The organism is Bifidobacterium sp. ESL0763, assembly GCF_029433395.1.
In the GTDB taxonomy this organism is placed as follows: Bacteria; Actinomycetota; Actinomycetes; order Actinomycetales; family Bifidobacteriaceae; genus Bifidobacterium.
Genome location: NZ_JAQTHW010000002.1, coordinates 137,604 through 162,623 on the forward strand (window position 1 = coordinate 137,604; position 25,020 = coordinate 162,623).

The 25,020-nt window shown below is 67.1% G+C and carries 12 protein-coding genes; all 12 read left to right on the forward strand.

Annotated elements, in window-relative coordinates; all coding sequences use genetic code 11:
• Positions 1 to 149 precede the first annotated feature (149 nt).
• Positions 150 to 1,040 (forward strand): biotin--acetyl-CoA-carboxylase ligase, encoded by an 891-nt coding sequence (locus PT282_RS01490; RefSeq protein ID WP_277168908.1) that lies wholly within the window; start codon positions 150 to 152, stop codon positions 1,038 to 1,040.
• A gap of 199 nt (positions 1,041 to 1,239) precedes the next feature.
• The gene (locus tag PT282_RS01495; protein ID WP_277167831.1) at positions 1,240 to 2,265 is read left to right on the forward strand and encodes a sugar kinase; all 1,026 of its coding nucleotides are present in this window, start codon (positions 1,240 to 1,242) and stop codon (positions 2,263 to 2,265) included.
• Positions 2,266 to 2,290: 25 nt separating this feature from the next.
• Positions 2,291 to 2,992 carry a bifunctional 4-hydroxy-2-oxoglutarate aldolase/2-dehydro-3-deoxy-phosphogluconate aldolase gene (eda, locus tag PT282_RS01500; protein ID WP_277167832.1) on the forward strand — a complete coding sequence of 234 codons (702 nt, stop codon included), beginning with the start codon at positions 2,291 to 2,293 and terminating at the stop codon, positions 2,990 to 2,992.
• A gap of 42 nt (positions 2,993 to 3,034) precedes the next feature.
• Positions 3,035 to 4,501 (forward strand): tagaturonate reductase, encoded by a 1,467-nt coding sequence (locus PT282_RS01505; RefSeq protein ID WP_277167833.1) that lies wholly within the window; start codon positions 3,035 to 3,037, stop codon positions 4,499 to 4,501.
• Between the two features lie 88 nt (positions 4,502 to 4,589).
• Positions 4,590 to 6,158 carry a UxaA family hydrolase gene (locus PT282_RS01510; protein ID WP_277167834.1) on the forward strand — a complete coding sequence of 523 codons (1,569 nt, stop codon included), beginning with the start codon at positions 4,590 to 4,592 and terminating at the stop codon, positions 6,156 to 6,158.
• A 118-nt stretch (positions 6,159 to 6,276) separates the two neighbouring features.
• On the forward strand, positions 6,277 to 7,389 hold the full coding sequence (locus PT282_RS01515) for a LacI family DNA-binding transcriptional regulator (protein WP_277167835.1): 1,113 nt from the start codon (positions 6,277 to 6,279) through the stop codon (positions 7,387 to 7,389).
• 243 nt (positions 7,390 to 7,632) lie between these two features.
• On the forward strand, positions 7,633 to 9,039 hold the full coding sequence (gene uxaC, locus PT282_RS01520) for a glucuronate isomerase (protein ID WP_277167836.1): 1,407 nt from the start codon (positions 7,633 to 7,635) through the stop codon (positions 9,037 to 9,039).
• A 259-nt stretch (positions 9,040 to 9,298) separates the two neighbouring features.
• A complete protein-coding gene (locus PT282_RS01525; protein WP_277167837.1) occupies positions 9,299 to 10,747 on the forward strand; it encodes a glycoside-pentoside-hexuronide (GPH):cation symporter in 1,449 nt (482 codons plus the stop codon).
• A gap of 38 nt (positions 10,748 to 10,785) precedes the next feature.
• Positions 10,786 to 11,664 carry an aldose 1-epimerase family protein gene (locus tag PT282_RS01530; RefSeq protein WP_277167838.1) on the forward strand — a complete coding sequence of 293 codons (879 nt, stop codon included), beginning with the start codon at positions 10,786 to 10,788 and terminating at the stop codon, positions 11,662 to 11,664.
• Positions 11,665 to 11,841: 177 nt separating this feature from the next.
• The gene (locus PT282_RS01535) at positions 11,842 to 13,764 is read left to right on the forward strand and encodes a biotin carboxylase N-terminal domain-containing protein (RefSeq protein ID WP_277167839.1); all 1,923 of its coding nucleotides are present in this window, start codon (positions 11,842 to 11,844) and stop codon (positions 13,762 to 13,764) included.
• A gap of 38 nt (positions 13,765 to 13,802) precedes the next feature.
• Complete coding sequence (locus PT282_RS01540) at positions 13,803 to 15,371, forward strand: acyl-CoA carboxylase subunit beta (protein ID WP_374114156.1); 1,569 nt, start codon at positions 13,803 to 13,805, stop codon at positions 15,369 to 15,371.
• Between the two features lie 106 nt (positions 15,372 to 15,477).
• Positions 15,478 to 24,909 (forward strand): type I polyketide synthase, encoded by a 9,432-nt coding sequence (locus PT282_RS01545; RefSeq protein ID WP_277167841.1) that lies wholly within the window; start codon positions 15,478 to 15,480, stop codon positions 24,907 to 24,909.
• Positions 24,910 to 25,020: the final 111 nt, after the last annotated feature.

Sequence of the window (25,020 nt, forward strand, 5' to 3'; positions counted from 1 at the left end):
AACCTGCCCGGGCCAGAGCGTGACGGCGGGCGCGTAGAGTGGTCAGCATGAGCGAACAGTCATGGTCCGGCGTCCTCGCGAGGCGCCTTGAGCGGGTCGGGCAGGAATACGCCTTCTTCGCCGATGAAGTGGGAGCAATCACGCCGGCCATGCCACGCACCGCACTGGCCGCCGACGAACTGGTCGCGCTCGCGGCCGTCGACTCCACGAACATCCTGGGACGCACGCTGCTGGCGGATGGTGCGTTGGGACTCGTCGACGAGGGCGGGCCGCGCCTGGCCGTGATCTGCGCCGACGCGCAGTCCGCCGGCCACGGGAGGCTGGGGCGCCGGTGGAGCGACCAAGCCGGCTCGTCGCTGCTGGCCACTTTCGTGACCGCCTTGCCGCGCCGCCTGGTCACCGACCCGGAGCTCAACGGCTGGTTCACGATGGTCGCGGGCCTCGCCTCGCTCGACGCCCTGAACGGGGCGCTGGGGGAGTGCGGCGTCGAACCCCTTGGCGCGCATGACGGCGGCCTTATGCTCAAATGGCCGAACGATATCTTCCATGACGGCCACAAGCTGGGTGGCATCCTCGCCGAACTGGTGGAGCTGCCGGATGGCGTGGACCGGTTTCGGAATCCGGGCGACACCGCCGCCGACGCCGAGCCGGCCGTGGGCGTGATGTTCGGCATCGGCATCAACCTCGCCCTGCCCGCCGAGGCGCTGCCCACCCCCATCTCCACCTCGCTGCAGTTGCTCTACCAAGGCCTTCCCGACGGCCGCACCGTGCGCGACATGGTCGCCGCGCGCTTGGCCGCCTCGCTGCGCCGTCGCCTGGCCGCCCTGGCCGCCGACCCGTCCGGGGAGCTGCCCCGCCTGCTTGACGAAACCCAACGCCACTGCTGGACCCTGGGTCGGCTGGTCGAGGCCAGGTTCGCCGACGGCACCACGCTTCGGGGCCGGGCCCTGTCGCTCAACGCCGACGCGTCGCTCACCGTCGAGGACGAATCCGGCGCGCCGCATGTGGTGCGCACCGCCGACGTGGGCGTGCTCGCCTGAACGCGCCCGCGTGCCACGCCGCTCCATGGGCCCCGACGAAATCTGCAACTGTTGGCAACAAGATGAATGATTCCATGCTCCATTCCATAAGGTTGTGGGTACGGGACAATATGTGAGGAAAGTCACATAGCACTATGACGTAGTGGGAACGTTGGTTTCACTTGCCCCGCATCCATCCGGCAGATACAGAGGAGTGGGCATGGTTGGCACAAACGAGGGTCCGGCGTTCGGGATTCGCGGTCTGCGCGCAGGTGGGATATTGCTCGTCGGCGAGAGCATGGGGCTTTTCGCCGCCGACGAGGAAGGCTCGTGCAGCCGGGTGGACGAGTTCCACGCCTCGGTGGCCGGCGCCGAGCTCAACGTGGCCCTCGGCCTCAAGCGCCTCGGCCAGCGCCCCGTATACGTCACGCGTGTGGGCAAGGATCCCATGGGCGAGCGCATCACCTCGTTCATCAACGACAACGGCCTCACCGATTCGCGGGTGGGCGTTGACGAAAGCCGTTACACCGGGTTCATGATGAAGACGAAGGTCTCCCATGGCGACCCGAAGACCTATTACTTCCGCCGCGGCTCGGCGGCCTCCGCCATGTCGGCGCAGGACATGTTCGACCTCGACCTGCAGGGCATCTCCGTGCTGCACCTGACGGGGATCCTCTCGCCGCTTTCCGCAAGCACCATGGAGGCCGCCGATGCTCTGGTGGCCCGTGCGCGCTTCAACCACATCTTCGTCTCCTTCGACCCGAACCTGCGTCCGGTGCTCTGGGATTCCGAGCGCCAGATGCGCGCCACGCTCAAGAGGCTGGCCTCGCAGGCCGACCTGGTGCTGCCCGGACGGCGCGAGGGCGAGGAGCTCTTCGGCTGCTCCACCCCGCAGGACGTGGGCCGGGCATTCATCGACAACGGCGCGCGCTACGCCGTGGTCAAGGACGGGGCCCGCGGCGCGTGGGCGACCGACGGCACCCATGGCGTCTACGTGCCCGGATTCGTGGTGGACCACGTCGTCGACAGCGTCGGCGCGGGCGACGGATTCTCCGCCGGCCTGCTCTCCGCGCTGATGGAGGGCCTGCCCGTCGACAAGGCGCTCGAGCGCGGATGCGCCGTGGGCGCCATCCAGACCCAGTCGCCCTCGGACAACGAGGGACTGCCGACCCCCGAGCAACTCAAGGCGTTCATGGACGGTCACCGCCGTGCCGCCACACCCGACACACACAACGACAAGCAATGAGCAACGATTCCACGAAGGAGCGATCATGACCACCATCACCACCTATCCCAAGCGCGAGAGCCACGAAAGGCTGAGCCTCAAGGAGCAGACGGACTACCTCTGCTCGATCGGCGTCATCCCGCTGGTCACCTTCAACACGCCCGACGAGGCCGTCCCGCTCGCCCGCGCGCTGGCCGCCGGCGGCGTGCCCGTCGCCGAGGTGACGTTCAGGTCGGCCGCCGCGCTGGAAGGCATGCGCCGCATCCACGCCGAGGTCCCGGAGGTCACCCTGATGGCCGGCACCGTTCACACCGTGCGTCAGGCGCACCAGGCGATCGAGGCGGGCTGCACCGGCATCGTCACCCCCGACTTCGACGAGCAGGTGGTCGACTGGTGCATGGGCGACGACATCCTCGTCGTGCCCGGCACCGCCGTGCCCACCGACGTGGAGAAGGCCTGGGACCGCGGCCTGCGCTACGTCAAGTTCTTCCCGGCCGAAGCCTACGGCGGCGTCAAGACGCTGAAGGCGCTCAACGGCCCGTTCTCCGACATGAAGTTCCTGCCGACCGGCGGGGTCTCGCTGAAGAACCTCAAGGACTACATCAGCCTGCCCAACGTCTTCGCCGTCGGCGGTAGCTTCCCGGTGCCGAAGGACGCGCAGAACTCCGGTGACTGGGACGCCATCACCAAGGCCTGCAAGCAGGCGCGCGAGCTGGTCAAGCCGATCATCGAGGCCAAGAACGCCTGAGCGGCGCACGGCTGCGGACAATGTTGTAAACAATAAGGAATTATGAGCAAAGGAGTCATAATCATGGAGCATCTCAACAAGGAAGTGGCGCTGAAGCTGGGGCTGACCAAGCCGGAGGCCGCCGATCGGCCGATCAAGGTCATCCAGTTCGGCGAGGGTGGGTTCCTGCGCGCGTTCGTCGACTGGACCTTCCAGAAGCTCAATGAGAAGGGACTGTTCAACGGCAACGTGGCCGTCGTGCAGCCTCTGGCGAAGGGCCGGGTCGATGACCTGCGCGCCCAGGACAACCTCTACACCGTGGTGCTCAAGGGCATCCTCGACGGCAAGACCGTGCAGAGCGAGACGCTGGTCGATTCCATCGGCAAGACGGTGAAGGTCTACGACGAGTGGGACCGCTACCTGGCCCTGGCCGACGACCCGGCCACCCAGATCATCATCTCCAACACCACGGAGGCTGGCATCGCCATCGACGACGCCGACACCGTGCAGATGACCCCGCCCAACGGCTACCCCGCCAAGCTGGCCCACCTGCTCAAGCGCCGCTTCGACAAGGGCCTGCCCGGATTCCTGATCGTGCCCTGCGAGCTCATCGCCGACAACGGCAAGGCGCTGCACGACGCGCTGATCGAGGTCTCGCACCGCTTCGGCTTCGGCGACGACTTCATCAAGTGGATCGACAGCGACAACACCTTCGTCTCCACCCTCGTCGACCGCATCGTCCCCGGCTTCCCGGCGGCGGAGGCCGACCAGCTCTGGAAGGACATCAACTACCAGGACGACCTGCTCGACAAGGCCGAGCCCTTCTACTCCTGGGTCATCGCCGGCGACAAGGCCGCCCAGGCCAAGGTCGACGAGCTGATCCCCGCCAAGAAGCTCGGCATCAACCTCATCACCACCGACGACGTGCAGCCCTACCGCGAGCGCAAGGTCTACCTGCTCAACTGCCAGCACACCTCGCTCGCCCAGATCGCCCGCCTCGAGGGCATCTCCACCGTGGGCGACGCGATGAACGACGAGACCATGCGCTCCTTCGTGCTCGGCGAGATGAACGAGGAGGTCATCCCCGTCCTCACCCTGCCGGCCGACGAGCTCAAGACCTTCGCCTCGCAGGTCATCGAGCGCTTCGCCAACCCGTTCAACGAGCACCGCCTCGATTCGATCGGCCTCAATTCCGTGTCGAAGTACAGCGTGCGCATCCTGCCGATCGTCAAGCGCAACGTCGAACAGCGCGGCAGCCTGCCCAAGCGCCTGGTGCTGGCGCTCGCGGCCCTGCTCTACACCTACGGCGGATTCGCCGACGGCAAGGTCAACATCGACGATTCGCCCGAGGTGCAGGAGCTGTGCCTCAAGCTCGCCAAGAACGACTCCTACGTCCATGACGCCCTGGCGTCGGCCGAGCTGTGGGGCGAGGACCTCACGGCCATCGCCGGGCTCGAGGACCTGGTCAAGCAGGACTTCGAGGCCATCGGCAAGGACGGCATCGCCAGCCTGGTGCAGGGCCTGGCCTGATCAACGGTTAACCAAGTCGCCGGTCGTCCCATGCGGGTCCGCGGAGGTCCGCATGGGACGGCGGCGCATCTAGGTGAAAGAGACGGATATGGATACCATAAAGCTTGACAACGCCGACAAGGTGGTCGTGGCCGCCCGTGATTTCCACGCCGGAGATCAGGTCGAGGTGGCCGGCATGGACCAGCCGCTCACGGTGCGCGACGACGTGCCGCGCGGGCACAAGATCGCGGTGCGCGACATCGCCGCCGGCGAGCAGATCGTCAAATACGGCTACCCGATCGGCCACGCGAAGGCGGACATCCCCGCGGGCTCATGGGTCCATACCCACAACTGCAAGTCGAACCTCGGCCCCGACCTTTCCTATAGCTACGAGCCGGTGGCCGGCGTGGTGACCCCCGGTTGCGACGTCGACGGAGGAGTCTCGACGCGCACCTTCCAGGGCTACCGGCGCAAGACCGGCAAGGTCGGCGTGCGCAACGACCTCTACATCGTGCCCACCGTCGGCTGCATCAACTCGCTGTGCGACAACATCGTCTCCCGGTTCAAGCAGCGCCATCCCGGCAACGGCTCGTTCGACTCCATCGTCATCGCCCACCATCCCTACGGCTGCTCGCAGCTCGGCGGCGACCACGAGATGACCAAGCGCCTGCTGCAGGACATCACCGCCCACGCCAACGCCGGCGGCGTCCTGGTGGTCGGCCTGGGCTGCGAGAACAACCAGATCGACGAGTTCCGCTCGGGGCTCAGCTGCTGCGGCGAGGAGAGCGAGAACCCGTGGGAGGGCGTCGACGACATCCGCGAGGGGCTCGTCTACGACCCGGAGCGCGTGAAGTTCATGGTCTGCCAGAACGAGGACGACGAGTACGCCACCGCCGAGGCCCTGCTCGACCAGCTCGACGAGGCCGCCAAGGGCGACCACCGCGAGCCCGTCCCGCTCAACGAGCTGACCATCGGCGTCAAGTGCGGCGGCTCCGACGGGCTCTCCGGGGTCACGGCCAACCCGCTGGTCGGCAAGTTCGCCGAGTTCCTGGTGGGCCAGGGCGGCAAGGTCGTGCTCACCGAGGTGCCGGAGATGTTCGGCGCCGAGCAGGTGCTGATGAGCCACGCCAAGGACGAGGCCACCTTCGACAGCATCGTCTCGCTGATCAACAACTTCAAGGACTACTTCCGCCGCCACCACCAGCCCATCGGCGAGAACCCGTCGCCGGGCAACAAGAAGGGCGGTATCACCACCCTCGAGGACAAGTCGCTGGGCTGCATCCGCAAGGGCGGCAAATGCCAGGTCACCGACGTGATCGCCTACGGCCACTACGCCACCAAGCCCGGCCTCACCCTGCTGCAGTCGCCCGGCAACGACTTGGTCTCGTCCTCGGCGCTGGCCTCCGCCGGCTGCAACATGGTGCTCTTCACCACCGGCCGCGGCACGCCGTTCGGCACCTACGTGCCGACCTTCAAGGTGGCGACCAACAGCCCGCTGGCCGGCAAGCACTCGCATTGGATCGACTTCAACGCCGGCCGCCTGCTCGAGGAGCCCATGGACGACGTCCTCCCCGATTTCATCGACAAGGTGCTGGGCGCGGTCGACGGCGAGCAGACCCGCAACGAGCAGTACGGCATGCACGAAATCGCGATTTTCAAGGATGGCATAACAGAGTAACATAGCAATTAATCCGGTTTTGCCTGTTAAACGGTGATGTTCGCAGGCATGGGCCCGCTGTCGTCGCCTCGGCGTCGGCAACGGGCATCCGGGTATACGCACTTAGGTGAGGAGGCCTATGCAACGACCACATACCAAAGTGACGATACGCGATGTGGCGAGCAGGGCGAAGGTGTCCACATCAACGGTCTCAAGGGCCTTCTCGCGGCCGGACAGGGTCAGCGCCACCACCGCGAAGAGGGTGTTCAAGGCCGCCGACGAGCTCGGCTACCACAGCGAGGCCGTCGACGTCAGGCCGATACGCCATCGCAAGGGCCTGATCGCCATCCTCGTGCCCGACATCTCCAACCAGTTCTATTCCGACATCATGCGCAGCGTGCAGCGCCAGTGCTTCAAGCACGGGCTGGGCCTGATCGTCTCCGAGACACGCGAGAGCCCCGCGCTGGAGCGGATCGCCTTCGACAAGGTAGTCAAGGACGCCGACGGCGTCATCCTCGTCTCCTCGCGCATGACCGACGCGATGATCCGCAAATGCGCGCAGGCCCGGCCGCTGGTGGTCGTCAACCGCGCGGTGCGCGGCGTGCCCAGCGTCGTCATCGACGTGCGCCCGGGCATCCGGCAGGCCATCGAACAGCTGCAGGTCAGCCAGCCCGGCGCGGACATCACCTACCTCGACGGCCCGGCGAGCTCCTGGTCGGTGGGCGTGCGCTGGAAGGCGCTGCGCCACGAATGCCAGGTCCGTGGGATCCACGTGCGGCGCTTCTGGCCCGGCACGCCGACCTTCGAGGGCGGCTACGCCTGCGTCGACCGCTACCTCGACTTTCCCACCAGCGCCGTGATCGCGCACAACGACATGATGGCGATCGGGTTCGTGGCCGGCATGCGCAAGCGCGGCCTGCAATGCCCCCGTGATTTCTCGGTCATCGGCTTCGACGACGACCTCGTCGGGCGCATGAGCAATCCGTCGATCTCGAGCATCCACATGTCGTTGCCGGAGGTCGGGGCCTACGCCGAGAAGACGCTTCGCGACGTCATCGGCGGCGATGCGAAGAAGGAGCTCTTCGCCAGCATCCCCACCTCGTTCGTGCTGCGCGAGAGCACCCGGGGAGGGGAGCCGCCGGCATCGGGCTTCCACATGGCAGGCGGCCTGTCGGGGCCGCTGCAGGGCTTGCCCGCTTCCAAGCCCCCGGCAGGCCGCGTCGGAGCGGGGCTCAGGACGAGTCGGGTCTGAACCGGTTCCGCGGGTGCGGCGTGCATCTCCAGACGCGTTATTGGCGGCGTGGCTTCGGTCACGCCGCTTTCGCATGTCCCGACGTCTTGCGTACCGAAGCCGTACATTGCATTACAATGCCTTGCAAACCTTGGCAACAAAAGCAAGATTCCCCATTTAGTTGAAATAACGTGATAAATGTCACAAAAAAATCTGCATTGTGCTGGCAATGAGGCCGATGCAAGGTTCACAAAGGAAGCGAAAATGGATTTTCTTGATGATGACTATCTGCTGACGACAGATACCGCGAAGAAGCTGTTCCACGACACCGCGGAGGATTTGCCCGTGGTCGACTACCATTGCCACCTGCATCCCCAGGAGATCTACGATGATCCGAACTTCGGCAACATCGTCGACGCCTGGCTGACCGACGGCAAGAACTACGGCGACCACTACAAGTGGAGGCTCATGCGCGCCAACGGCGTGCCCGAGGACCTCATCACCGGCAAGGGCGACCCCTGGGACAAGTTCCAGGCGTTCGCCTCGACCATGGAGAAGGCCGTGGGCAGCCCGGTGTTCATGTGGACCCAGATGGAGCTGCGCCGTTACTTCGGCATCAAGGACGTGCTGAGCAGCCGCACGGCCCGCAGCATCTATGAGCAGACCAACGAGATGCTGGCCACCCCCGAGTTCTCCCGCCGTTCCCTGCTGCGTCGTTTCAAGGTGGACACCATCTGCACCACCGACGACCCCGTGGACGACCTGCACTACCACGAGCTGTTCGCCAAGGACAACGAGAGCTTCAACATGATCCCGGCCTTCCGCCCGGATCCCGCCCTCAAGCCCGACCAGCCCGGATTCGGCGACTGGGTCAACCGCCTGGAGGCCGCCAGCGGCGTCACCATCCATTCGTTCGCCGATCTGGTCTCCGCGCTCGCCAAGCGCGTGGACTACTTCCACGACCACGGCTGCCGCCTCTCCGACCACGCCGGTGGCATCATGACCTACGACGAGGCCAGCGATTCCGAGCTCAACGCCATCCTCGACAAGGCGCGCGCCGGCAAGGGCGTCACCCCGCTCGAGTTCTCGCAGTACCGCACCGCGCTGTTCATCGAGCTGATGCGCATGTACAACGCCAAGGGCTGGACCATGCAGCTGCATATCCACTCCCTGCTCAACATCAACACCAAGGGCTTCGCGGACCACGGCCCCGACACCGGCTTCGACGCCCTGAACGACCGTTCCATCGCCGAGCCCCTGGCCTACCTGCTCAACGCGGCCCACAACAAGGGCGGCATCCCGAAGATGCTCATCTACTCGCTCAATCCGAACGACTACATGGCCATCTCCACGGTCGCCGGCTGCTTCCAGGGCGGCATGAAGCAGCGCATGGCCCTGGGCAACGCCTGGTGGTTCAACGACACCCGCAACGGCATCCGCAAGCAGCTGCAGGTCATGGCCGAGACGTCGCTGCTGGGCAACTTCGTGGGCATGACCACGGATTCCCGCAGCTTCCTGTCGTTCCCGCGCCACGAGTTCTTCCGCAGGATCCTCTGCGAGCAGATCGGCGAGTGGGTCGCCCGCGGCGAGATGCCCGGCGATCCCGAGTTCCTCGAGCCGATCGTGCGTGACGTGTCCTTCAACAACGCCAAGGAACTGTTCACCGACTGAGGCGATGTGCGGCGTGCGGCCGGCTGAGCGGGCCGCACGCCATCGATAGGGTCTCTGTGCGTCGGGGCGTCGATTCGGCCCGGCGCGCAGAGATTCGTATACGGCCCGGTGCGAAAGCCTGCTGCCAATGGCGGGTTCGCAAGGCCTGGTTCGCGCTGATGCGCATCGGTCCCTTTCCCGATGGGGCCGTATCGGTAGGGACAACCCGATACCGGTGGATGCCCGGCGACGATGAGACCACAATAGAAAGAGAAAAGCAATGACTGAGACTAGCAAGGTCGATGGGGCCGTCGAGGGCGACGTCATCAACGACGAGGCGGGCAGCGTCAACAAGAAGATCCCGCTGATACAGAAGATCTCATATGGCTTCGGCGATTTCGGCAACGGATTCATGTTCGATCTGGGCCAGGCCTACCTCACCAAGTTCTACACCGATGTCGCCGGCATCGGAGCCGGCGCGGTGGCCGGCATCTTCGGCTTCACGAAGATCTTCGACGCGTTCATGGACCCGATCGCCGGCACGGTGATCGACAGCCGCAAGAACATCGGCAAGCGCGGCAAGTTCCGCCCGGTGATGATGCTCTGCGCGATGATGTTGGCCGTGATGACGGTGGTCACCTTCACCATGCCCGACCTCTCCGCGGGCGGCAAGCTGGTGTGGGCCTACGCCACCTACATGATCTGGGGCCTGATCTATTCGTTCACCAACGATCCCTATGGCTCGCTCGCATCGGTGATGAGCCGTAACGTCGAGGACCGCAGCCTGATGTCCACCACCCGCCAGGTCGGCTCCGTGGGCGCCCAGCTGGTCACCGGCATCGCCTTCATCCCGCTGGTGCTGCTCTTCCCGACCGAGAAGCAGGGTTACTTCTTCGCCTCCGTGGTCATGGCCGTCATCGGCGTCTGCGGCTTCGCCGTCTGCTACCTGGGCACCAGGGAGAACGTGAAGGTCAACCGTGAGGTCCAGAAGGAGAAGAACGGCTTCAAGGACTACATCAAGGTCGTCTTCACCAACGGCCCGCTGCTCGCGCTCATCCTCATGACGCTCTTCACCATCTCCGCGATGAACACCAACAACCAGATGATGGTCTACTTCTGCCAGTACGACCTCGGCAACATCGGCCTGCAGCCGCTGGTCAACGGCATCATGATGGGCACCTCCGTTGTCGGCGTCTTCATGATCCCGACGCTCACCAAGCACTTCGGCAAGAAGCGCACGGCCATCGCCGGCTTCGTGGTCGGCGCGGTCGCCAACATCCTCAACTTCGTCATCCCCACCAACCTGTGGTCCTTCATCATCCTGGTGACCATCGGCTACACCGGCCTGGCCATCCCCAACGGCATCACCTGGGCCTTCGTCTCCGACACCATCGACTACGGCGAATGGCACACCGGCGTGCGCAAGGAGGCCACCACCTACGCGGCCTTCAACTTCTCCAGGAAGATCGCGCAGTCCCTGGCCGCCATCATCTCCGCAGGCGTGCTGGCCGTCACCGGCTATGTCGCCAACGCCAAGCAGTCGGCGCAGACCCTGCTGGGCATCAAGGCCGCCATGACCCTGTATCCCGGCGTCGCCCTGATCGCCGCCATGCTCATCCTGCTGTTCCTCTACAAGCTCTCCGACAAGGAGTTCAAGCGCATCGCCAACGATCTTGATCACGGCAGGTGGCAGCACGGCATCATCAAGTCCGCCAAGGCGGCCAAGTGATGCCCGCCGTTGTCGGCAGCAAGACTAAGGACTAGATAATGGAACAACTGCAAAATGACAACTTCCTGGTGGAAGTCGACCGTCATGGCGCGCAGATCAACCACATCTACAACCGTCACGGCCACTTCGACTACATCTGGAACAACGACCTCTGGCCCAAGCACGCGCCGGTGCTGTTCCCGGCGATCGGCAGGTCGAACGAGGACGCCTACACCTACGGGGGCAAGCGCTACGACATGCCCCAGCACGGCTTCGTCAGCGAGTACGATTTCGACGTCGTCGAGTCCAGCGACACCAAGCTGACGCTGCGGCTCGCCGCGAACGCCGAGACGCGCAAGCTCTACCCCTTCGACTTCACGTTGAGCATCACGTTCACGCTGGGCGAGGCGGGGCTTTCGCTGAGCTTCGCCGTGGGCAACGAGGGCGACAAGCCGCTCTCGTACTCCTTGGGCTCGCATCCGGCGTTCAACGTGCCGGTGGCGGGGGAGGGGTCCTTCGAGGACTACACCCTCACGTTCTCGCCCAGCCAGAGCAAGCTGCGCCAGTTTGAGATCGTCAAGACCCCGAACCCCTACCGCGACGGCAAGCTCAAGGAGGTCGAAGGGTTCGACGGCGAGCTGCCGCTGCGCTACCGCCACTTCGACGACGGCCTCATCATCATCGAGAACGAGGGCATCGACAAGGTCACGCTCTCCTCGCCCAAGACGAGCCACTCGGTGTCGCTGACGCTCTCCGACTTCCGCTACCTGACCTTGTGGACCAAGGAGGGCGCGGACGCGCCGTTCCTGTGCATCGAACCGTTCAACGGACTGCCCGACGTCACCGGCGATCTGGTGGACATCATGCATAAGGAAGGCAATATCCTGCTCGATCCGGGCAAGACGAAGACCAGTTCCTACGACATCCTCCTCTCGTAGTAGGCATTGGCACCCGACGGGGCGCCGTTCACCGAGTGTTGGCTCGGCGGGCGGCGCCCCGTTTTTTCATGGTTTCCCATGTGTCGTGCATCTTTGTACGAACCTACAAAAGCGCTCCGACGATTTTGTGGATTTGACGCTCGCGCCGGGTTCGGCCCAGGCGTTACGTTGGAAACCATGGTCAAGAATGTCAACAAACTGCTGGTGGCGAACCGCGGCGAAATCGCCTTGAGGGTCATCCGCACGGCCCACGAGATGGGGATTCCGACGGTGGCGATCTACGCCGAGCAGGACAGGGATGCGCAATATGTTCAGATGGCCGACGAGGCCTATCTGCTTCACGGGGACTCCTACCGGTCCTATATGGACGAGGATCTGATCATCGACGTGCTGCGCCGCAGCGGGGCCGACGCGGTCCACCCCGGCTACGGCTACCTCTCCGAGATCGCCTCCTTCGCCGACAAGGTCATCAAGGCCGGCGCCACCTGGATCGGGCCGAGCCCCACCGCCCTGACCGACCTGGGCGACAAGATCACCGCACGCCGCGTCGCCAAGCGCGCGCACGTGCCACCGGTGCCGGGCCTCTCCGAGCCGGTGAAGGACATGCGCGAGCTGCTCACCTTCGCGCAGATCAACGGCTACCCGGTGATGATGAAGCGCACCGACGGCGGCGGCGGCAAGGGCATCACCCTGGTGCACAACGACGACGAGCTGCGCAGCTTCTACATGAACCACGACGCCCTGGAGGGCGGCGACCTCGACGAGTACTTCGTCGAGCTGTTCATCGACAAGGCCCGCCACGTCGAGACCCAGTCCGGCCGCGACTCCCACGGCAACTTCACCGTCTATTCCACGCGCGACTGCTCCGTGCAGCGCCGCAATCAGAAGCTCATCGAGGAGGCGCCCGCGCCCTTCCTCACCGACGGCGAGCGCGAGCAGCTCGAGCGCTACTCCCGTGGCCTGTTCAACGCCGTGGACTACGTGGGCCTGGGGACCTGCGAGTTCATGGTCACCCCGCAGCACAAGGTCTACTTCCTCGAGGTCAACCCGCGCCTGCAGGTGGAGCACACCGTCTCCGAGCAGGTCTGCGGCCTCGACCTGGTGCGCGAGCAGATCAACATCGCCAACGGCGGCGAACTCACCGAAGCCCCGCAGAGCCACGGCCACGCCTTCGAGCTGCGCATCACCAGCGAGGACCCCGACAAGAACCTCACGCCCTCCGGCGGCACCCTGACGCGCCTGGACTGGCCGTCCGGCCCCGGCATCCGCGTCGATTCCGGCGTGAAGGTGGGCGACGTGGTCTCCCCGAAGTTCGATTCGATGATGGGCAAGCTCGTCGTCACCGCGCAGGACCGGCCCACCGCCGTCGCCCGCGTGCGCCGCGCCCTGAAGGAATTCAGGCTCGAGGGCGTGCCCAGCCCGAAGCCGCTGTTCGAGACGATCTTCAACGATCCCGAGTTCACCGCCGACGGTCAGCCGTTCACGGTGACCACCAAGTGGCTCGAGCGCAAGTACCTCAACCGCAAGCCCAAGAGCGCCGGCACCGGCCAGCCCGCCTCGCTCAGCGGCTCCGAGGAGCAGCCGAAGAAACAGGAGACCGACTCCTTCGTCATCGAGGTCGACAACAAGCGCGTCAAGCTCACCGTGCCTCGCGACATCGTCGACAACCTCATGGGCTCGGCCCGCGCCCGCGGTTCCAAGCGCCGCACCCAGCCCCTGCGCGGCTCGTCAAGCGGCGCAGTGGAGCAGAAGGTCAAGGCCAACGACGGCAAGTCCGGCATCATCGACTCGCCGATGCAGGCCATCGTCACCCGCGTCAACGTGGCGGAAGGCCAGGCCGTCGCCAAGGGCGACCTGCTCGTCGTGCTGGAGAGCATGAAGATGGAGAACTACGTCTACGCACCCGTCAACGGCACCGTGAGGAAGATCTTCGTGGGCCCGTCCGATTCCGTCGACGCCGGCACCACGCTGATGAAGCTCGACGTGGACGGCGCCGAGCAGCGCGAGAAGTCCGGAGCCGTCGCCGGCGCGGCGGGCGGGCCGGCATCGGCCGACGCCGCGAAACCGGCCCAGGACCAGGCGAAGGAAGGTGACCGCTGATGGCTGACGTCCTCACCACCTCGGCCGTCGAGAAGGCCATGGCCAGCAGCCAGCCGCTCGACCAGCAGCCGATCCGCGCCTCTGTGGCCCGTGCCGCGCAGCTGGCGCAGGCCGCCGAAAGCCACGCCCACGAGCGCCAGAGCGCCAAGGGCAAGTTCACCGCCCGCGAGCGCCTCGACCTGCTCTTCGACTCCGGCTCCTTCCAGGAGATCGGCCGCTTCGCCGGCGGCGACATCAACAAGGGCGTCGCGGGCTCCGCGGTCATCACCGGCTTCGGTGACGTCTACGGCCGCAAGGTCGCCGTCTACGCGCAGGACTTCTCCGTGCGCGGCGGCACGCTCGGCCACGCCGAAGGCGAGAAGATCTGCCACCTGATGGACATGGCGCTCGACCTGCGCATTCCGGTGGTCGCCCTCATCGACTCGGGCGGCGCGCGCATCCAGGAAGGCGTGGAGGCGCTGACCCAGTACGGCCACATCTTCCGCAAGACCTGCGAGGCGAGCGGCTGCATCCCGCAGCTCTCCCTGATCCTCGGCCCCTGCGCGGGCGGCGCGGTCTACTGCCCGGCCCTGACCGACTTCATCATCATGACCCGCCAGAACTCCAACATGTTCGTCACCGGCCCCGACGTGGTCAAGTCCGTCACCGGCGAGACGATCTCGATGGAGGACCTCGGCGGCGGCAAGGTGCACAACGCGGTCTCCGGCGTGGCCCACTACCTGGGCGAGGACGAGGCCGACGCGATCGACTACGCGCGCACGGTGCTCGCCTACCTGCCCTCCAGCTGCGAAAGCCAGCCGCCGACCTACGCCTACGCGGCCACCCGCGCCGACCGCGAGACCGCCGAGCGCCTAGCCTCGCTCGTGCCCGACAACGACCGCCAGCCCTACGACATGAACGACGTCATCCGCTGCATCGTCGACTACGGCGAGTTCGTGCCCGTGCAGTCGCTCTACGCCAAGTGCGCGGTGGTCGGCTTCGCCTGCATCGAAGGCCATCCGGTCGGCGTCGTCGCCAACCAGCCCAACGAGCAGGCCGGCATCCTCGACGTCAACTCCAGCGAGAAGATCGCCCGGTTCGTCCGCCTGTGCGACGCGTTCAACCTGCCCGTGGTCACCTTGGTGGACACCCCCGGCTACAAGCCTGGCAGCGACCAGGAGCACGCGGGCATCATCCGCCGCGGCGCCAAGGTCATCTACGCCTACGCCAACGCGCAGGTGCCGATGGTCTCCGTGGTGCTGCGCAAGGCCTTCGGCGGCGCCTACATCGTCATGGGCTCCAAGGCCATCGGCGCGGACGTCAACTACGCCTGGCCCTCCAGCCAGATCGCGGTGCTCGGCGCCGCGGGCGCGGTCAACATCATCCACCGCAAGGACCTGCACAAGGCCGCCGAACGCGGGCAGGACGTCGAGGCGCTGCGCTCGCGCTACATCAAGGAGTACGAGACCGAGACCTTGAACGCCAACCTCTCGCTGGAGACCGGCCAGATCGACGCGATGATCGACCCCGGCCAGACGCGCGAGGCCATCGCCGAATCCCTGCGGATGCTGCGAGGCAAGAGACGCGGCCGCCGCACCTCCAAGCACCACGGCAACCAGCCGATGTAGCTTCCCGACGCCGGACACGGACCGTGAGGGTCCGCGCCCGGCGTCCGCGCCCCATCAGGATTTTCAACAGCTATACACGAACAGATCACCATATATAAGGAAGACAATGACTGAGAACACCTTCTTCTTGAACCGACTGAGCACCGAGCCGCACGCGCTCGTCTTCGGCGGCCAATCCACGCCCTGGGTCAGCTCGCTGGCCGACGAGTGCACCGACCCGACCCTCGAGGCCAAGCTGCGCGAGCACGCCGACGCCTCCTCGCGCCTGCTCTCGGCGGTCGCCCCCGACCTGCTCGCCACGATGGGCGGCATGGTCGACCTCTTCGGCTTCGAGCCCAACCCCGCCAAGCTCGGCCACGCCGCCGACGCCGCCGCCAGCGTCCCCGGCATCGCCCTGGCGCAGCTGGGCGCCCTGATCGATGCCGAAGGCCTGGGCTACAGCGTCGCCGAAGCCAAGCCGGTCGCCGCCCTCGGCCATTCGCAGGGCATCATCGCCGAGCACATGGTCGACGCCATCAAGGCCGCCGGCTCCATCGACGCCGCCGGTGACGCCATCGACGAGATCCTCGCCATCGCGCGCCTGATCGGCGCCGCCGGCACCCGCCAGTCGCGTCTGCTGCCGGTCTCCACCCGCTTCGGCGAGGCTACCCCGATGCTTTCGGTGCGCGGCGCCAACAAGCGCCAGATCGAGGTGCTGGTCTCCCGTGTGGTCAAGCCGCGCGGGCCGATTGCTTTTGCCGTCACCAACGCCACCGACAACTACGTGCTCTCCGGCCATCCCGAGGACCTTGCGGCCTTCGTGGTCGAGGTCGGCAAGGAGCACACCCGCCAGTCCAAGCTGCGCGCCGACAAGGTGCGTGGCGGCGAGGTCTTCGACCCGATCTGCGAGTACCTCGAGGTCACCGTGCCCTTCCACTCCCCGCTGATGGCCGAGGCCGTCGAGTCCACCGTCAAGTGGGCCAGGGCCTGTGGGCTGGACGCCGATCGCGCCCGCACCCTGGCCAGCGAGGTGCTGGTCAACCACGTCGACTGGGCTTCGCGCACCGATCAGCTCCTGAAAAGCAACGACCCGACCAGGCTCTGGATCGTCGACATGGGCCCGGGCAACACCGTCGGCAAGCTCGTGGGCGCCCTGGTGCAGGGCACCGGCGTCGGTGTGGTCGAGGCCGACAGCGAGGAGGCCCGCGCCGCGCTTTCCACCATGGAGGAGGACCCGGCCCGCACGCAGGACTGGCGCAGGTTCGCCCCGAAGGTCATCGCCACCCCCGCGGGTGACAAGATCCGCACCAAGTTCAGCGATCTGACCGGCAAGCCGCCGGTGCTGCTGGCCGGCATGACCCCCACCACCGTCAACGCCGACATCGTGGCCGCCGCGGCCAACGCCGGCTACTGGAGCGAGATGGCCGGTGGCGGCCAGGTCACCGCCTCCGTCTTCGACCGCAACGTCGCCGCGCTGGATCGTCAGCTCGAAGAGGGCCGCACCATCGAGTTCAACGCGATGTTCATGGACCGTTACCTCTGGAACCTGCAGTTCGGCCCCGCCGGCATCGTCGCCAAGAAGCGCGCCTCCGGCACCCCGATTGACGGCGTGATCATCTCCGCCGGCATCCCCGAGCTCGACGAGGCCAAGCAGCTGGTCGCCAACCTGCGCGAGCAGGGCTTCCCGTATGTCGCCTTCAAGCCCGGCACCGTCGACCAGATCCGCCAGGTCGTGCGCATCGCCAAGGCCGTCGCCCCGATCGATGTCATCATGGAGGTCGAGGGCGGAGCCGCCGGCGGCCACCATTCCTGGGAATCGCTCGACGTGCTGCTGATGAGCACCTACGCCGACGTGCGCGCCTGCTCCAACCTCGTGCTGGTCGCCGGCGGCGGCATCGGCACCCCCGACCGTGCCGCGGACTATATCTCCGGCACCTGGTCGCGCGCCTACGGCAAGCCCGACATGCCGGTCGACGGCGTGCTGATCGGCACCGCCGCGATGACCGCCAAGGAGGCCCACACCAACGCCGACGTCAAGCGCATGCTCGTCGAGACCCCCGGCATCTCGCCGAAGCCCGACGACTCCGATCCCTTCGCGCCCCTGGGTGAGAACTGGGTCGCCGCCGGACAGCCCGCCAAGGGCGGCGTCGCCAGCGGCCTGAGCCATCTGCACGCCGACATCTACGAGCTCGAGAACGCCTCCGCCCGCTGCGGCCGCCTCCTGGTGCGCGTGATGAAGCACCCGGAGGAGCTCGAGAGCCGCCGCGACGAGATCATCGAGGCCCTCAACCAGACCTCGCGCCCCTACTTCGGCGACCTCGACAAGATGACCTACGTTGAGTGGGCGCAGCGCTTCGCCGACCTCTCCTTCCCGTGGGCCGACCCGACCTACGCCGACCGCTTCCTGCACCTGCTGCAGCGCGCCGAAGCCCGCGCCTGCGACCAGGAGAGCGGCGAGTTCGCCTCGCTGTTCACCTCCCGCGCCGATGTCGAGGACGACCCTCAGGCCGCCATCGACAAGCTGAAGGCCGCCTATCCGCGCGCCGCCGAGGTCACCGTGACCCCGACCGACGTGGCCTGGTTCCCGACCCTGATCCACGAGTACCACAAGCCGATGCCCTTCGTCCCGCAGATCGACAACGACCTGCTGCGCTGGTGGGGCCAGGACCAGCTCTGGCAGTCCGAGGACCCGCGCTATTCCGCCGATTCCGTGCGTGCCATCCCCGGCCCGATCTCCGTGGCCGGCATCACCACCGTCGACGAGCCGGTCGGCTCCATTCTCGGCCGCTTCGAGGCCGCCGCGCTCGAGCGCACGCGTGAGATCAACGGTGACGCGCAGCTGCAGGCCGCCTTCGCTGAGCTCAGCGCCGCAGCCGACGCCGAGGAGTTCATCCGCAAGTCCCCGAACATCTCCTGGGTCGGCCACCTGATGGCCAACCCCGCCTTCGGCACCCCGATGGGCGACAAGTACTATGAGATCCGCTCCGTCGGCGAGGCCGACGGCACCGAGATGTTCGACCTCGACATCCACCTCGACACCTTCTGGGACGACGACCCCGACGGCGGCACCTCCAAGCACGCCGTGCGCGACATCGTCATCCCGCTCAACGTGCGTCCCCAGGAGTCCGGCCTCTTCCCGGTGGTCGACCGCGACCGCCTGCCGCAGCACGTCTACGCCATGCTGGCCGACACCGCCGGCATCGGCAACACTGCCATCACCGGCGACAAGCTCACGGCGATGCCGCAGATCGAGGAGATGGACGACAAGGAGGCCTTCCCCTACGGCCAGGCCCACTCCAGCTACACCTTCTCCGCCAACCTCGGCTACGACCACGAGGCCGCCACGGCCGGCAACATGCCCGGTTCGCTCAACGCCTCGCGCATCGCGCCCGACGCCCTGGTCGGCCCGGCCTGGCCCGCGATCTACACGGCGCTCGGCTCGGTCTACGTCCACGGCTACCCGGTCATCGAGGGCCTCTTGAACGCGGTCCACCTCGACCACCAGATGGAGCTCGAGGTCACCGAGGACGAGCTGCTCGCCCACGTCGGCGAGACGGTCGGTCTCACCAGCTGGGCCGACGCCTACGCCGAGTCCGCCTCCGGCCGCATCGTCACCATCCACGTTACCCACACCGCTTCCGACGGCACCGTGCTGGCCCACGAGGTCGAGCGCTTCGCCGTGCGCGGCCGCTCCTACTCCGAGGACCTGCCGGTCGACGTGCCCGATTACGGCAACTACCTCGCCTACCGCAAGCGCCACACCGGCGCCGGCACACCCTTCGACGAGGGCGCCGAGACCGGCCTCGACCAGGTGGTCTCCACCCCTCGCCGCATGCTGCGCCGCGTCACGCTGACCGCGCCGGGCGAAATGACCGCCTTCGCGCGCACCTCCGGCGACTTCAACCCGATCCACACCTCCCACCGCGGCGCCGCCGTCTCGGGCCTCAGGGCCCCGCTGGTGCACGGCATGTGGCTCTCCGCCGCCGCCCAGCACGTCGTGCAGGCGCGCGACGACAAGGGCGCGCACTACGAGATCGCTGGCTGGACCTACAACATGTACGGCATGGTGCAGCTCGGCGACAAGGTCGAGATCAGCGTCGAGCGCATCGGCAAGCTGCGTCACGGCGGCATGACCCTCGAGGTCACCTGCCGCATCGACGGCAACATTGTCTCGCGTGGCACCGCCGCCGTCCGCGCCCGCCGCTCCGCCTACGTCTACCCGGGCCAGGGCATCCAGCAGCAGGGCATGGTCCTCGACGAGCGCGCCAAGTCCGCCGCCGCCCGGCAGACCTGGGAGCGGGCCGATAGGCTCACCCGCAGCAAGCTCGGCTTCTCGATCCTCGCCATCGTGCGCGACAACCCGAAGACGCTCACCGCCAACGGCGTGACCTACCATCACCCCGACGGCCTGCTGAACCTCACGCAGTTCACCCAGGTGGCGCTCGCCACCGTCGCCTACGCCCAGACCTCCCGCCTGCGCGAGGCCGGCAGCGACATCTGGCCCGCCTACTTCGCCGGCCACTCGCTGGGCGAGTACAACGCGCTGAGCTCCTTCGCCGGCATCATCCCCTTCGAGACGGTGCTCGAGCTGGTCTTCCAGCGCGGTTCCGCGATGAACAGCCTCATCGAACGCGACGAGCAGGGCCGTTCCAACTACCGCATGGCCGCCCTGCGCCCGAACCAGTTCGGCGTGGGCGACGACGGCGTGGACGACTATGTGAAGTCCGTGAGCGAGGCGAGCGGCGAGTTCCTGCAGATCGTCAACTACAACCTCGCCGGCCAGCAGTACGTCATCGCCGGAACGCTCAAGGGCCTCGAGGCCCTGAAGGCCGACTCCGCCCGCCGCGTGCGTGAATACGGCGGCAAGCCCGCGCTCATGTACGTGCCCGGCATCGACGTGCCGTTCCACTCCATGCTGCTGCGCAAGGGCGTGCCCGACTTCCGCAACAAGCTCGACACCCTGCTGCCGGCGCATATCGACTACGATCGCCTGGTCGGCCGCTACATCCCGAACCTCGTGGCGACGCCCTTCGAGATGACGAAGGAATTCGCTAAGAAGATCGTCGATGTCGTGCCCTCCACCCGCATCCAGGAGGCGCTGGACGACCCGAAGGTGTGGGACTCCTACGCCGCCGACGAACAAAAGCTCGGCCGTCTGCTCTTCACCGAGCTTCTGGCCTGGCAGTTCGCCTCCCCGGTGCGCTGGATCGAGACGCAGGCCATCATGTTCGGCGACCCGGCTCAGGGCGGTCTCGGCGTGGAGAACTACGTCGAGGTCGGCCTCGGCAACCAGCCGACCCTGGCCAACCTCGCCACCAAGACCCTGCGTCTGCCCGACTTCTCGGGCGCCGAGGTCTCGGTCTACAACCTTGGCCGTGACGAGCAGCGCGTCTATATGACGGATTCGGACTCACTTGTCCCCGCGGAGGAGACCAGCGAAGAGCTCAGTGAGCTCTCCGCCTCCGACGCTGAGCGCGATTCATCGAGCGCGAAGCAGCAAGAAACGGCGGCGTCAGCCGCTCAAAATTCTCCTGCGGCTACGGCGTCCGCACCGGTCGCCGCCGCGCCTGCCGCCGCATCCGGCGAGCGTCCCGCGGACCTGCCCTTCGCCGCCTCCGATGGCATCGGCATGCTCCTGGCCTACGCGGCCAAGGTGCGCCCCGACCAGATCGGCGAGACCGACACCACCGACACCCTGACCAACGGTGTCTCCTCGCGCCGCAACCAGCTGCTGATGGACATCAGCTCCGAGCTGGGCGTGGCGAGCGTGGACGGCGCGGCCGAGGCCTCGATCGCCGACCTCTTCGCCCTGGTCAACAAGGTCGCCCCGCACTACAAGCCCTTCGGCCCGGTGCTCTCCGACATCGTGCGAGACCGCATCAAGAGCCTCTTCGGCGCCGCCGGCGTCAAGATGGCCCAGGTCACCAAGCGCGTCACCGACACCTGGCAGCTGGGTGGGGGATGGGCCAACGCGGTGCTCGCCACGCTCGTGCTCGAGACCCGCGAGGGCTCCTCGTCCCGCGGTGGCGACCTCGCCAGCCTGACTACCGGGCAGGCGTCCAACGCCTCCGCGGCCAACGCGCTGATCGACGCCGCCGTGCAGAAGGTGGCCGCCGACCACAACGTGGCCGTCGCGCTGCCGAGCGCCGGTGGGGCCGGTGGCGCTGTCGTCGATTCCGCGGCGCTCGACGCTTTTGCGGCTAGTGTCACCGGCGCCGACGGCGTGCTCGCCAAGACCGCGCGCTTCGTGCTCGACGAGCTCGACATCAAGGCTCCCGCCGCCGATGACGACGAGAACGATGACGCCGCCGTGGTCGAAGCCGTCGAGGCCGAGCTGGGCAGCGACTGGCCCGAGCAGGTCGCCCCGCGCTTCGACGAGCGCAAGGCCCTGCTGCTCGATGACCGTTGGGCCACCGCGCGCGAGGACCTCGCACGCCTCTACTACAACCACGACCAGGCCGTGGCCGGCTTCAGCTTCATCGGCGCCGGCCCCGAGGTGGCAGCGCAGGCGCAGTGGTTCGCCTCCAAGGCCCAGGCCGATGGCGATTCGGCGCTCGCCGCCACCTTCAACCGCATCGCGGTCGAGGCCGGTTCCAAGGCCGGCAACGACCCGAAGGCGTCCCGCTTCGCCGGCGACGTCGCCGTGGTCACCGGCGTGGCCGCCAACTCCATCGCCGGCCAGGTCGTCGAAGGCCTGCTGGCGGGCGGCGCGACGGTCATCGCCACGTCCCACAGCTTCAGGCAGTCGGTGAAGGCCTGGGCCGAGCGCATCTACCGCGAGCATGCGGTGGGCGACGCGAAGCTCTGGCTGGTTCCGGCCAACCTCTCCAGCTATCGCGACGTCGACGCGCTCGTGCGTTGGGTCGGCACGGTTTCCAAGAAGACGACCGGCGCCACCACCACGATCCTGAAGCCGGCCTACGAGCCGAGCCTCTTCTTCCCGTTCGCGGCGCCCCCGGTGCACGGCACCATGGCCGATTCCGGCCAACTCTTCGAGTCGCAGGCACGCCTGATGCTCTGGGGCGTCGAGCGCGCAATCACCGGCTTCGCGGCCATCGGCGGCGACACCGATGTGCAGCACAAGCTCCACGTCGTGCTGCCTGGCTCCCCGAACCGCGGTGTCTTCGGCGGCGACGGCGCGTACGGCGAGGTCAAGTCCTCGTTCGACGCCATCGTCACCCGCGCCCGCGCCGAGAAGGACTGGTCCGGCCGCGTCACCTTCGCCCACCCGCTGATCGGCTGGGTGCGGGGCACCGGACTGATGGGCGGCAACGATCCGCTGGTCGACGTGGTCGAGCGCCACGGCATCCAGACCTATTCCACCGCTGAGGTCGCAGCCTCGCTGCTCGACCTCGCCGACGGCGACGCGCGTCAGAAGGCCGTCGAGGCCCCCCTGAACGCAGACCTGACCGGTGGCCTGGGCAGCGAGCCCATCGACATCAAGGCGCTGCGCGCCGAGGCGGAGGCCGACAAGGCCAACTCCGCCGCGGCCACCGCCGATGCCGATGCCGCCGCCGACGACAACGCGAAGCACGACGGCAAGGCGACGCTCATCAAGGCGCTGCCCACCCCGAATCCTCCGCGCCAGGCCGAGGTGAACCTCGCCGATTGGCAGAACGTGACCGCCAAGCCCGAGGACCAGATCGTCATCGTCTCCATCGGAGAGCTGGGCCCCTGGGGCTCCGGCCGCACCCGCGCCGAGGCCGAGCTGGGCATCCACCACGACGGCTCCGTCGACCTGTCCGCCGGCGCGGTGCTCGAGCTGGCCTGGAACATGGGCCTGCTGACCTGGCAGGACAGCCCGAAGGCCGGCTGGTACGACACCGACGGCAACCTCGTGCCCGAGGCGGACATCGCCGAGCGCTACCACGACGAGGTCGTGGCCCGTTCCGGCCTGCGTCCCTTCGACAACGGCATGGGCGGCGACTACAAGGACGACACGGCCAGCGGCGAGGTGGAGATCTACCTCGACCACGAGGTCACCTTCTCCGTGCCCGACGAGGAATCCGCCCAGCAGTACGTCATCATGGACGCCGAGCACACCTCGATCGCCCGCGACGACGAGTCCGGCGAATGGTCCGTCACCCGCCAGCCCGGCTCCCTGATCCGCGTGCCCAAGCGCTTCGCGATGAGCCGCACGGTCGGCGGCCAGTTCCCGAAGGGCTTCGACCCGGTGCGTTGGGGCATCCCGGCCTCCATGGTCGGCGAGGTCGACCAGATCGCGCTCTGGAACATCGTCACCACGGTCGACGCCTACCTCTCTGCCGGCTTCACCCCGGCCGAGGTCCTGCAGACGGTCCACCCCTCGATGGTCGCGAGCACGCAGGGCACCGGCTTCGGCGGCATGGCCAGCATGCGCAAGCTCTACCTCGACCGCTTCCTCGGCCACGAGATCCCGACCGACATCCTGCAGGAGGCCCTGCCGAACGTCGTCGCCGCGCACGTCATGCAGTCCTACATCGGCGGTTACGGCAACATGATCCAGCCGGTCTCGGCCTGCGCCACCGCGGCGGTCTCGCTGGAGGAGGGCGTCGACAAGATCGCCCTTGGCAAGGCGGACTTCGTGGTCACCGGCGCGATCGACGACATCGGTGTGGACTCCGTGATCGGCTTCGGCAACATGGGCGCCACCGCGGATGCCGGCGTGATGTACGGCAAGGGCATCTCCGACCGCTTCTTCTCGCGTGCGAACGACCGTCGTCGCGACGGCTTCGTCGAGAGCGAGGGCGGCGGCACGATGCTGGTCACCCGTGGCGACATCGCCTTGAAGATGGGCCTGCCGGTGGCGGCCGTGGTCGGCTACGTCCACAGCTTCGCCGATGGCGCGCACACCTCGATCCCGGCTCCGGGCCTTGGTGCCCTCGCCGCGGCGCAGGGCGGCCAGGACTCCCAGCTGGTCCGCCAGCTGGCGAAGCTCGGCGTCACCCCCGACGACATCGCCGTGGTCTCCAAGCACGACACGTCCACCAATGCCAACGATTCCAACGAGTCCGAGCTGCACAACTCCGTCCAGCACGCCATCGGCCGCGCCGACGGCAACCCGCTCTTCGCCATCTCGCAGAAGACGCTGACCGGGCACGCGATGGGCGGCGCCGCGATCTTCCAGATCGACGGCCTGACCCAGCTCTTCCGCTCCGGCGTCATCCCGGCGAACGTCTCGCTGGACTGCGTCGACCCGAAGATGCGCAAGGACGACCACATGGTCTGGCTGCGCAAGCCGCTGCATATCGGCTCCATCAAGGCCGGCCTGGCCACCTCGCTCGGCTTCGGACACGTCTCCGGCTTCGTCGCCCTCGTGCACCCCGGCGCCTTCGAGGCCGCCGTCGCCGCCGAATACGGCGAGGACGCGCTGGTCAAGTGGCGCAAGCGCGCCAACGAGCGTCTGGCCCGTGGCGAGCGCCGCCGCATGATGGGCATGATGGGCTCGGCCCCGCTCTTCGAGGAGGTCGACAACCGTCGCTTCCACGAAGACACCAAGGCCTACGACTCCCACGAGGTCGAGAAGGCCATGCTCCTGAACCCCGACGCCCGCCTCGGCGCCGACGGCTACTTCGAGTAAAGGCCGCATCGGTTCGGCAGGGCGGCGGTTAGCGCCCCGCCGAACCGCTCCGTGAGCACCCAGCCTTATGGCCGGTAACCCATAACAGGTTACCGGCCATAAGCGTTTTCA

Coding starts and splice junctions, on each gene's coding strand:
- PT282_RS01525 (WP_277167837.1), top strand. CDS start 9,299: ATGACTGAGACTAGCAAGGTCGATGGGGCCGTCGAGGGCGACGTCATC.
- PT282_RS01505 (WP_277167833.1), top strand. CDS start 3,035: ATGAGCAAAGGAGTCATAATCATGGAGCATCTCAACAAGGAAGTGGCG.
- PT282_RS01495 (WP_277167831.1), top strand. CDS start 1,240: ATGGTTGGCACAAACGAGGGTCCGGCGTTCGGGATTCGCGGTCTGCGC.
- PT282_RS01540 (WP_374114156.1), top strand. CDS start 13,803: ATGGCCAGCAGCCAGCCGCTCGACCAGCAGCCGATCCGCGCCTCTGTG.
- PT282_RS01490 (WP_277168908.1), top strand. CDS start 150: ATGCCACGCACCGCACTGGCCGCCGACGAACTGGTCGCGCTCGCGGCC.
- PT282_RS01515 (WP_277167835.1), top strand. CDS start 6,277: ATGCAACGACCACATACCAAAGTGACGATACGCGATGTGGCGAGCAGG.
- uxaC (WP_277167836.1), top strand. CDS start 7,633: ATGGATTTTCTTGATGATGACTATCTGCTGACGACAGATACCGCGAAG.
- PT282_RS01530 (WP_277167838.1), top strand. CDS start 10,786: ATGGAACAACTGCAAAATGACAACTTCCTGGTGGAAGTCGACCGTCAT.
- PT282_RS01510 (WP_277167834.1), top strand. CDS start 4,590: ATGGATACCATAAAGCTTGACAACGCCGACAAGGTGGTCGTGGCCGCC.
- PT282_RS01545 (WP_277167841.1), top strand. CDS start 15,478: ATGACTGAGAACACCTTCTTCTTGAACCGACTGAGCACCGAGCCGCAC.
- eda (WP_277167832.1), top strand. CDS start 2,291: ATGACCACCATCACCACCTATCCCAAGCGCGAGAGCCACGAAAGGCTG.
- PT282_RS01535 (WP_277167839.1), top strand. CDS start 11,842: ATGGTCAAGAATGTCAACAAACTGCTGGTGGCGAACCGCGGCGAAATC.